9 protein-coding genes are annotated in these 10,430 nt (G+C 74.8%); 5 read left to right on the forward strand and 4 right to left on the reverse strand.

Annotated features, from left to right (window positions below):
• Window positions 1–2: 2 nt before the first annotated feature.
• A complete protein-coding gene (locus ACZ50K_RS01080; protein ID WP_468895784.1) occupies window positions 3–1,133 on the reverse strand; it encodes an LLM class flavin-dependent oxidoreductase in 1,131 nt (376 codons plus the stop codon).
• A 109-nt stretch (window positions 1,134–1,242) separates the two neighbouring features.
• Here ACZ50K_RS01080 and ACZ50K_RS01085 point away from each other — a divergent pair, with 109 nt between their 5' ends.
• Window positions 1,243–1,818, forward strand: coding sequence for a PadR family transcriptional regulator (locus ACZ50K_RS01085; protein WP_468895787.1), 576 nt, complete (start codon window positions 1,243–1,245; stop codon window positions 1,816–1,818).
• Here ACZ50K_RS01085 and ACZ50K_RS01090 read toward each other — a convergent pair.
• The gene (locus tag ACZ50K_RS01090; RefSeq protein ID WP_468895790.1) at window positions 1,749–2,348 is read right to left on the reverse strand and encodes a flavin reductase family protein; all 600 of its coding nucleotides are present in this window, start codon (window positions 2,346–2,348) and stop codon (window positions 1,749–1,751) included. The two genes, ACZ50K_RS01085 and ACZ50K_RS01090, sit on opposite strands and share 70 nt — an antisense overlap.
• Before the next feature lie 96 nt (window positions 2,349–2,444).
• Between ACZ50K_RS01090 and ACZ50K_RS01095 the strand changes: the two genes are divergently transcribed.
• Genes ACZ50K_RS01095 through ACZ50K_RS01105 form a run of 3 tightly spaced genes read left to right on the forward strand, consistent with a single transcriptional unit; the run spans window position 2,445 to window position 5,672 of the window.
• Window positions 2,445–4,058: a FadD3 family acyl-CoA ligase gene (locus tag ACZ50K_RS01095; RefSeq protein WP_468895793.1), complete on the forward strand. Its 1,614-nt coding sequence runs from the start codon at window positions 2,445–2,447 to the stop codon at window positions 4,056–4,058.
• A complete protein-coding gene (locus ACZ50K_RS01100; protein WP_468895796.1) occupies window positions 4,055–5,155 on the forward strand; it encodes an acyl-CoA dehydrogenase family protein in 1,101 nt (366 codons plus the stop codon). Before ACZ50K_RS01095 ends, ACZ50K_RS01100 begins: the two co-directional genes overlap by 4 nt.
• A 16-nt stretch (window positions 5,156–5,171) precedes the next feature.
• Entirely contained in the window at window positions 5,172–5,672 is a 501-nt protein-coding gene (locus tag ACZ50K_RS01105) for a pyridoxamine 5'-phosphate oxidase family protein (protein WP_468895799.1), read from the forward strand.
• A 74-nt stretch (window positions 5,673–5,746) separates the two neighbouring features.
• Here the strand turns inward: ACZ50K_RS01105 and ACZ50K_RS01110 are convergent, their stop codons facing one another.
• Window positions 5,747–7,072: a DUF1906 domain-containing protein gene (locus ACZ50K_RS01110; RefSeq protein ID WP_468895802.1), complete on the reverse strand. Its 1,326-nt coding sequence runs from the start codon at window positions 7,070–7,072 to the stop codon at window positions 5,747–5,749.
• A 154-nt stretch (window positions 7,073–7,226) separates the two neighbouring features.
• Window positions 7,227–7,943 carry a hypothetical protein gene (locus ACZ50K_RS01115; protein WP_468895805.1) on the reverse strand — a complete coding sequence of 239 codons (717 nt, stop codon included), beginning with the start codon at window positions 7,941–7,943 and terminating at the stop codon, window positions 7,227–7,229.
• 361 nt (window positions 7,944–8,304) lie between these two features.
• Between ACZ50K_RS01115 and fusA the strand changes: the two genes are divergently transcribed.
• Complete coding sequence (fusA, locus tag ACZ50K_RS01120; protein WP_468895808.1) at window positions 8,305–10,356, forward strand: elongation factor G; 2,052 nt, start codon at window positions 8,305–8,307, stop codon at window positions 10,354–10,356.
• Window positions 10,357–10,430: the final 74 nt, after the last annotated feature.

The following is a 10,430-nucleotide window of genomic DNA, read 5'->3' on the forward strand; positions in this document are numbered from 1 at the left end:
GTTCAGCCCTCCAGGGCGCGGAAGTGCGGGATGACCTTCTCGCCCCACTGGCGGATGGTCTCCATACAGGCCTCCTGCGGAACGGTGCCCATCTGGATCAGGCACATCACCTCGTCGACACCGATCTCGCGGAGCTGTTGCACATAGGCGATGGCGGTCTCGGCGCTGCCGTAGGCATGGTCGGCGTTGTAGGTGCCGGTGTCCACGGGGCGGGCGGGGACGCTGGCCTCGTGGAGCCGGGCGACGAGTTCCTCGCGGCCCCTGGCGAGGGCGGCGATGTGGTCCTCGGCCCCCTCCTCCTCGGAGTGGCCCGTGGGTTCGGGCCCGTTGCCGTACCAGTGGGCGATGGACTCGGCGAAGAAGCGCTGGCCCCGGGTGCCGAGGCGGAGGGCGCGGTCGGCGTCGTCGAGCACGATGGTGGGGCAGAGGGCCGAGAGGTGGTCGTTGACCTCGGTGGAGACCAGCCGGTCGCCGGTGCGGGTGGCGATGGCCTCGTCGTACACCTTGCGCATGGCGCGGACGTCGTCGGCGCCGGCGAAGCCCATCACCAGGGCGCCGATGCCGAGTTCGGCGGCCAGTTTCAGGGTCTCGTGCCTGGAGCAGGCCATGAACAGCGGCGGGTGCGGGTCCTGGACCGGGCGGGGCAGGACGGCGCCGGGGCCGATGTCGATGCTGCCGTGCCACTCCAGGCGCTCCTCCCGCCAGGCGGCGGAGAAGATCCGCAGGGCCTCCTCCATCTGCGGATAGGTGTCCTCGGGGCGGACCCCGTACATGGACATCTCCTGGCGGGTGGCGCCCCGGCCGGCGCCGATGTCCACCCGGCCGCCGGAGAGCACGTCGAGCATGGCGGCGCGTTCGGCGACCCGGACGGGGTGCTGGTAGCCGAAGGGCATGGTGACCACGCCGTGGCCGATGCGGATCCTGCGGGTGCGGGCGGCCACCCAGGTCAGGAAGACCTCCGAGGCGGACATGTGGGCGTACCGGGTGAGCGCGTGGTGTTCCACCGCCCAGATCCGGTCGAATCCCATCTCCTCGGCGTAGACGGCCTGTTCGACGCAGTCGTGGATGACCTGGCGCTCCCGTTCGGGGGTCGGGTCGGCCAGCTGCGCCTCGAAGATCATCGAGAACTTCACGGGAACCTCCGGGCTGGTGAGGGCTGAGTTATTTCGAATAGGAATACTTCTAGCAGTCATAGTCAGTCGGGGGAAGGGGCACCCGGGACTCCGGCCGTAGACTGCCGCCGTGGCAGAAGAGACGAACAAGCGCGCGCTCCCCGCGACCAGCTGGGCGGTGCTCGGGCTGCTCTCCTTCGGCGAGGAGCTCTCCGGCTACGACCTCAAGAAGTGGTCGGACTGGTCCCTGCGGTTCTTCTACTGGAGCCCGTCCTTCAGCCAGATCTACAGCGAGCTCAAGCGCCTGGAGAAGGCCGGCTACGCCTCCTCCCGGATGGTCGCCCAGGAGACCGGCACCCGCGACAAGCGGGTCTACCGGATCACCCCCGAGGGCCTGGAAGCCGTCCGCACCTGGGCCCGCGAGGCCCCCGTGGACCCGCCGGTCCTCAAGCACGGGCCGATGCTCCGGCTCTGGCTGGGCCATCTGCTGGAACCCGGCCAGATGCGCGAAGTCCTGCTCCAGCACCAGGAGTTCGCCGAGAAGATGCGCCTCCGGGCGGTGGCCGACGCGGAGGGCGCCCGGGAGGAGGCCTCCTGGGCCTACCCCTCGCTCACCCTGAAGTGGGCCGAGCGCTACTACGCCTCCGAGCGGGACCTGGCGGCCGCCATGCTCGCCGACATCGAGGAGCTCGGCAGACTCCCGTAGGAGCGCCGGTAGTAGAGCAGCGGGCGGCCCCCGCCCCGCACGGCCAGGGCGGTGACCCGGCCCAGCACGATGGCGTGGTCGCCCCCGTCCAGGACCCCCGCCGGCGCGCACTCGACCACGGCCAGGGCCCCGTCCAGCAGCGGCGCCCCGGCGGCGCCGGGCCGCCAGGAGACCCCGCGGAACTTGTCCCCGCCGGTGACGGCGAACCGCCGGCACAGCTCCACCTGTTCGGCCGCCAGGACGTTGACGGCGAAGGAGCCGGCCGCCCGGATCAGCGGCCAGCTGGTCGAGGTGTGCCCGGGGCAGAAGCAGACCAGCGGCGGATCCAGGGACACCGAGGAGAAGGACTGCACGGCCATTCCCACGGGACGGCCGTCCTCCCGGCATGCCGTGATCACGGCGACCCCGGTGCAGAAGCTGGACAGGGCCGCCTTCAGCGCATCGGCGGACACCGACGGGGTGGCCGCGGGCGGTGCGAGCGGGGCGGGCGGTGCGGGCGGCGTGGACGGGGCGGTTGGCGCGGTCGACATGGGACCTCCCTGAATATTCCTACTAGGTATATGCCTAACCGAAACACCTGTGATTGGATACCGCCCACGCCCGGCCGTCAAGTAGGGAGAGATCCGGTGACCACCCCGCAGCAGGTGCCCCGCCCCACCACCCTCGCCCGGCTCCCGGACCACGCGGCCGCCGCGTACGGAGAGCTGGAGGCGCTCGCCGACGGCGAGGTCCGCTGGACCTTCGCCCGACTGGCCGCCGAAACCGCCCGCGCCGCCCGCGCGGCCCTCGCCCACGGCATCCGCCCCGGCGACCGGGTCGCCGTCTGGGCCCCCAACAGCCGCCACTGGATCACCGCCGCGCTCGGCGCGGTGGCCGTCGGAGCCGTCCTCGTCCCGGTCAACACCCGCTACAAACCCGCCGAGGCCGCCGACATCATCCGGCGCAGCGGGGCCCGCACCCTGTTCGCCGAACGCGGCTTCCTCGGCACCGACCACATCGCCGGCCTGTACGGCTCCGGCGAGGACCTGGGCGCGCTCACCGCCACCGTGGTCCTGCGCGGCCCCGCCGCGCAACCCGACTCCGGCCCCGGCCCCGGAATCCACCGCTGGGAGGACTGGCTCGCCGCCGGGGAGCGGGCCACCGAAGGCGAGCGGCTGGCCCGGCAGGCCGCCGTACGCCCCGAGGACCTCAGCGACATCCTCTACACCTCCGGCACCACCGGCCGCCCCAAGGGGGTGACGACCACCCACGCGCAGACCCTCCGCCTCTACGACTCCTGGTCGGACCTGGTCACCCTGCGCACCGGCGACCGCTATCTGCTGGTCAACCCCTTCTTCCACACCTTTGGCTACAAAGCCGGAGTACTGGCCTGCCTGCTGCGCGGGGCCGTGATGCTGCCGGAGGCGGTCTACGACACCGACCGGATCCTGGCCCGGATGGCCGCCGAACGGGTCAGCTGCCTGATGGGCCCGCCCACCGTCTTCCACGGCCTGCTCCGGCACCCGGACCGGACCCGCCACGACCTGGGCGCGCTGCGGCTGGCCGGCACCGGCGCCGCCGCCGTCCCGACCTCGCTGGTCGAGCGGATCCGCGCGGACCTGGGCGCACCCGAGGTATTCACCGCGTACGGACTGACCGAGTCCGGCGGGGTGGTGACGGTCTGCCCGACCGACGCGGACGCCTGGACCGTCGCCCACACCGTGGGTCGACCCCTGCCGGACACGGAGGTCCGGATCGTCTCCCCGCTCGGGGCGGTACTGCCCGCCGGGGAGCCCGGCGAGGTCCAGGTCCGCGGCTACCACGTGACCGGCGGATACCTCGACGACCCGGCCGCCACCGCCGAGGCCGTCCTGCCCGACGGCTGGCTGCGCACCGGGGACGTGGGGGTGCTCGACCACCGCGGCTATCTGTCGATCACCGACCGGCTGAAGGACATGTACGTGGTGGGAGGTTTCAACGCCTATCCGGCCGAGGTGGAGAACGTGCTGCTGGCCCATCCGGCGATCGTGGACGCGGCCGTGGTCGGGGCCCCCGACGAACGCCTCGGCGAGGTGGGCGCCGCCTTCGTGGTCACCCGCGCCCCGGTCACCGGCGCAGAGCTGACCGAGTGGACCCGGGAGCGGCTGGCCAACTTCAAGGTGCCCCGGCGGTTCACCGAACTGCCCGAACTCCCCCGCAACGCGGGCGGCAAACTGCTGAAGGCCGGGCTGCGCCGGGCCGCGCGGGAGGAGTCCCGATGACCGGGAACGTCGACCTGGACACGCTGGAACCCACCCGGGAGCAGCAGGAGTTGGCGGTCGCGGTACGGGCGGTCCTGGACCGGCACCCCGGACCGGCGGCCTGGGTCCCGCTCACCGGGCAGATCGGCGCGGCGGGCCTGGCGGTGCCGGAGGAGTACGGGGGCCCAGGCGCCGGCCTGCCCGAGACGGCCGTGGTCGCGGCCGAGCTGGGCCGTGCGCTGAGCCCCGTACCGTTCCTCGGCTCGGCGGTGCTGACCGTGGGGGCCCTGCTGGCCTCGGGCGATCCGGACGCCTGCCGGCGGCTGCTGCCGGGACTGGCCGCGGGCACCGCGGTGGGCGCCCTGGCCTGGGCCGAACGGGACGGCTGGGAGCCGGCCGCGCTGCGCGCCCGGGCCGAGCCGGATCCGGCGGGCGGCGACGGCTGGCTGCTCAGCGGCCGGAAGGAGTACCTGCTGGCGCCCTCCGGGCCGGCCGCCCCCGAGGTGCTGCTGGTGCTGGCCCGCCCACTGGACGGCCCGCTCGCCCTCTACGAACTCACCACACCCGCAATTGAACTGACGGCCCGCCAGACCCTGGACGAAACCCGGCCGCTGGCCGGTCTGGTGCTGGACCGGACGCCCGCCCGGCTGCTCGCCGCCGACGGCCGGGCCGTCCTGGAGCGGGTCCGGGACACGGCGCTCACCGTGCTCGCCGCGGAAGCGGCCGGGGCGGCCGGCCGGGCCCTGGAGCTGACCGTCCGGTACGCCCGGGACCGGGTGCAGTTCGGCCGGCCCATCGGCTCCTTCCAGGCGGTCAAGCACCGGCTCGCCGACATGTACGCGGCGGTGGAGTCGGCCCGGTCGCTGGCCCTCGCGGCGGCCGCCGCGGACGCCCCGGCCCGGCTGGCGGCGGCCGCCGGATCGGCCTGCCCCGAGGCCTTCGCCATGGTCGCGGGCGAGATGATCCAGCTGCACGGCGGGATCGGCGTCACCTGGGAGCACGAGGCCCACCGGTTCTTCAAACGGGCACACGGCACGGCCCGGCTGTTCGGCTCCCCGGCCGGACACCGGGCGCGGCTCGCGGCCGAGCTGTCCTACACGGCCGGGGCCCGGGGCTGATGTTTGGATGTCCGTCATGACGACGAACAACTGGGCAGCGTTCGAGCAGGCGGAACCGGAGTTCGCGGAGACCGTCCGGGCCCGCTTCGCGCAGTACCCGCACCATGTGCTGGCCACCCTCCGCAAGGACGGCTCCCCCCGGGTGGCCGGGTTGAACACCGAGTTCCGCGGCGGGGAACTGTGGCTCGGGATGATGCCGGGCTCCCGGAAGGCACAGGACCTGCGGCACGACCCCCGGTTCGCGCTGCACACCAACCCGGGCCCGGACGACAGCATGCCGGACGGGGACGTACGGATCTCCGGGCGGGCCGTCGAGGTCGTCGACCCGCCGGAGCAGCACCGGTTCGCCGAGGAGACCGGCACCGAGCACCCCTTCCACCTGTTCCGGACCGAGCTGTCCGAGGTGGTGCGGATCTGGGTCGAGGGGGAGGACCTGGTCGTCCGGTCCTGGACCCCGGCGCGCGGGCTGCGCACCCTGCGCCGGGGCAACGACGACGAACCGCCGCGCCAGGACTGACCGCCGTATGGGCGTACTGGCGTACTGGCGTACTGGCGTACGGACGGAAGGGCGGGCGGGCCGGGGCGGGGCGATCAGCCCCCGGCCGGAACCGGGGCCGGGGCCGGGGCCGGGCCCGGTGCCGGGGCCGGGGCCGGGGCGGGGGCCACGTCGAGCCAGTTGCGGTCGATGTTCAGGGTGGTGCCGCCGTAGCTCGCGTCGTGGTCCCCGCGGAACTGGTGGGCCCGGCGGCCGCCGGTCCACTGGGCGGTGCCGGCCGGCAGGCCCATGTCGGCGTCGGTCACCGAGGCCCGCCGGTTCCAGGCCGCCGCCCACAGGACGTCGGGCATGGAGCCGGGCACCTGGTCGTGGAAGCGGCTCAGCGCCTTCACCCCGGAGCTCGCCGACACGTACACCCCGGAGCGGTGGCCCAGCTCGTGGAGCCGCTCGGTCCAGGCGATCAGATAGGAGACCACCGGGGCGTCCCAGGTGGTGCGGTCGGAGTAGTTCTCCAGGTCGTTGTAGAGCACGGTGCCCCGGCCCAGGCCCAGCCGGCGGGCGGCCGCCACCGCGCCGTCGGCGGCGGTGCGGCCCTGCGCGGAGGCGTCCTCCGGGTCGGTGGACAGGCCGGTGGAGGAGCTCCGCCAGGGCTGCGGGCCCACCCAGATCGGCATCAGGTGCCAGCCGGTGCCGGCCTGCTCGCGGACCCACTCGGCGGTCAGCCGGGGCTGGGCGCAGGCCCGGGCCGGCCCGCCGATGTAGATGCCGACGGCCTTGAAGGGGGAATCGCGCCACCAGCGGTCCATGGCGTCCTGGGCGGGGGCGGTGCAGGTGTCGAAGCCCTCGCCCCGGTAGGAGGTCCGCATGGCGACCGCGCCGGTGGCCACCGGGGTCACCGGCGGGACCACGGGCCGGGGGGCGGCTCCGGTCCGGGCGCCTTCCATCACCCGGCGGACCGCGGCCGGGGTGGCCCCGTAGGAGACGGTGGCCATCACCCCGGCCTGGGCCAGCGCGTAGCGGATCTCGTTGCTGTCGCCGCGTGGGGCGGCGGAGGGCGGGGCGGTGCCCAGCGGGACGGCCACGGTGGGGATGTCGGCGCGGTCCGGGGCCCCGGCCAGCGGCTCCAGGTGGAGGGTGTCGGCGCGGGCGGCGGCGGCCCGGCCGGCGCATTCGCGCTGGTCGCCGGCGTGCCCGAGGTAGAGGGTCGGCAGGTCCAGCCGGAGGCAGGCGCCGGGGGTGCGGTCGAGGTCGACGATCCGCCAGTGTGCGGGGACGGTGAGCCGCATCCCCTGGTACTCCACGGGCTGTTCGGCCTGGTCGGCAGGCACGGCCGGGGTGGTGGAGGCGGCGGGCGGGGCGAGGGCCACGGAGGCCAGCGAGACGGCCCCGAGCAGGGGACCCAGCAGAATCCGAGACAGCATGCCCCAGTGGGTACCAGACCGGGGCCCGCCCAACCGCTCTGCGGGGCCGCCCGGTTGGACCGTACGGCCTACCCGCTCCAGTCCGCGCGGCGCCGGTGCCGGACCCGCACGAGTGAACCCGGTGTCCGCGCGTCCGGCAGAGCGGCGGCGGTGCTCACGGGGCCTCGCAGCCCGTCGGGACGCTCGGCGGGACCATGACCGAGACCACGGCCCGGTCGACCTTGAGCTCCACCGGCATGGCCCCCCGGTTCTCGGGTGAGAAGACGGTCGGGAACTCCAGGCTGTACGGCAGCTCCTCCTGGGCCGGCGGCTCGCCGAGGTGGACCACGGACAGCGAGCCCCGGCAGGGCGCGGACTCGGGGGGCCGGCTGCCGGGCACCTCCTGGTCGGCGGGGCCGACGGACAGCGCCTTGGTGCCGTTCGGCACGTACCGGAAGCTGTAGCGGACCGGTGATCCGCTGGGCCGCAGCGGCCGCCGCTCCTCCTCGAAGTCCACCCAGAACCGGGTGAGCCGCAGTTTCAGCGGGGTGCAGGGCCGGTCGGTGGCCTCGGGCTGGAACCGCACCCCGTCGCCGTCCACGGTGAGCCCCTTGCTGCCGTAGGAACCGCTGGCGCTCTTCAGCCTCTTCAGATAGGTGAGCAGCTCGGTCTCGCTCTTGGCGGCCGTCTTCACGCAGTCGGGGGCGGACGGGGTGGCCGTCGGGCCGGACGCCCCGGAGGCGGTGGCCCGGGAGGGTGCCGGGGTGTACACGACCAGGCCGGAGGGCTGCCCGGTGGCCGCCGGGGGCTCCGCCTCCCCCGAGCATCCCGCGAGGGCGAGTAAGCCCGCCGCCACGACTCCCGCCACACCGGCCTTGCTGGAACCTCGCACGAGCGCGTCCTCTCCCCTGTGGACGGACCGGACCGTCCCCCGCCCGCCATGGTGGCAGCACCGGACCCCGCCCGGCCATCCCGGAAAAGCAGGTGCCTCCGCCCGTTCCCGCTCCGTACACTCGCCGGGCCGAGCACCGACGACGAGAAGAGGGGAACGCGATGACGCACCGTCACCACACGGCCGCCGCAGTCGTCGTTCCCCCGGTCCGGTACGACGTGATCCGGGTGTCCCGTGCCGCGCGGTGTCCGCTGCGCGCCCGCCACCGCACGCCCGCGAGGTGATCCGGGCCGTCCTCCGGCCTCCGGTCCGTCCGGGAATCGCGCTGCCCTGAACCTCACCGTTCGAAAGGCCTCCGGCCATGCGCAGCCACCAGAACCCCGCCCTCACCGCCGTCCGCAACCTCGGCATCCTCGCCCATGTGGACGCGGGCAAGACCACCCTGACCGAACGCGTCCTGTTCGCCACCGGAACCATCCACAAGCGGGGCGAGGTCCACGACGGCACCACCGTCACCGACTTCGACCCGCAGGAGCGCGACCGCGGCATCACCATCTTCGCCGCGGCCGTCAGCTGCGCCTGGGACGGGCACCGGATCAACCTGATCGACACCCCGGGGCACGTGGACTTCGCCGACGAGGTCGAACGCTCCCTGCGGGTGCTGGACGGGGCGGTCGCCGTGTTCGACGCGGTCGCCGGGGTGGAGCCGCAGAGCGAGTCGGTGTGGCGGCAGGCCGACCGGCACGGCGTGCCCCGGATCGCCTTCGTCAACAAGCTGGACCGGGCCGGCGCCGACCTGGACTCCGCGGTCGCCTCGATCCGGGACCGGCTGGGCGCCGTCCCGCTGGTGGTGCAGCTGCCGGTGGGCCGCGAGGACGGGTTCACCGGTGTGGTGGACCTGCTCCGGATGCGGGAGCTGCGCTGGCCGGCGGACTCCGGCCGGTGCGTCACCGGACCGGTCCCGCCCGGGCTGCTCGCGGAGGCGGCCCGCCGCCGGCGGATCCTGGAGGAGGCGGTGGCCGAACTGCACCCGGCGGCGCTGGAGGAGTACTGCGCCACCGGCCGCCTCGGCGAGGCCGTACTGGCCTCGGCACTGCGCGAGCTGACCCTGGACGGTGCCGGGGTGGTGGTGCTGTGCGGGTCGGCGTACCGGAACCGGGGCGTCGAGCCGCTGCTGGACGCGGTCCTCGCCTATCTGCCCTCGCCGGCCGACCCGCCACCGGTCCACCCGGACCGGCCGGCCGACCCGGCGGCGCCGTTCACCGCCCTGGCCTTCAAGGTGACGGCGACGGCCACCGGCCGGCTCACCTATCTGCGGGTGTACGCCGGAACCGTCCGCAAGGGCGACTCCGTGCGGGACCCGGTGACCGGCCGGACCGAGCGGATCGCCCGGATCCTGCGGGTGCAGGCGGACCGGCACGAGGAGCGGGAGGAGGCGGTGGCCGGTGACATCGTCGCCGTGGTCGGCCCCCGGTCGGCCCGGCCCGGCACCACCCTGTGCGCCCCGTCCGACCCTCTGGTCCTGGAGCCGCCGGCCACCGCCGAACCGGTGGTGTCGGTTGCGGTCGAGGCGCGCCGCGCCACCGACACCGGCCGGCTGGCCGGCGCGCTGGCCCGCCTGGTGGAGGAGGACCCCTCGCTGGTGGTGCGGACCGACCCGGAGACCGGGCAGGTGCTGCTGTCGGGGATGGGCGAGCTCCATCTGGAGGTCGCGGTGGAGAAGGTGCGCCGCGCCCACGGGGTGGAGGTCGTGGTCGGGCGGCCGCGGGTCTCCTACCGGGAGACGGTGCTGCGCGGGGTGTCCGGTTCCGTGTACCGGCACGTCAAACAGGACGGCGGTGCGGGCCAGTTCGCCCACATCGTGCTGGACGTGGAACCGCTCGGCGGGGACGGGGAGGAGGGGCTGGTGTTCGGTTCGGCGGTGACCGGCGGCCGGGTGCCGCAGGAGTTCGTCCGCGCGGTGCAGGCGGGCTGCCGGGACGCGCTGGCGGAGGGCCCGCTGGGCGGCCATCCGGTGACCGGGCTGCGGGTCACGCTCACCGACGGGTCCACGCACCCCAAGGACTCCTCGGAGCTCGCGTTCCGGGCCGCGGGCCGGTTCGGGCTGCGGGCGGCGCTGCGGGACTGCGCGATGCAGCTGCTGGAGCCGGTGGCCGAGGTGACGGTCACCGTCCCGGAGGAGGCGGTCGGCGGTGTCCTCGGCGACCTCGCGGCCCGCCGCGGGCGGGTCTCGGGCACCAGCACCCGGGCCGGGACCACCCTGGTGACGGCGGCGGTGCCGCTGGCCGAGCTGTTCGGCTACGCCGGCCGGCTGCGCGGCCGCACCCGGGGCCGCGCCACCTTCACCACCCGCCCGGCCGCGCTGTCCCCCGTTCCCCCGTCGGTGGCGGCCGGCCTCCCGCCGGCCCGCTAGCCGGTACGCGCCACGGCGCCCGCCACCCCTGGTCGGGGACGTGGCGGGCGCCGTGTCGGGATTCCGTACACCGT

The sequence above is a fragment of the Streptomyces sp. NPDC033845 genome, assembly GCF_055576225.1.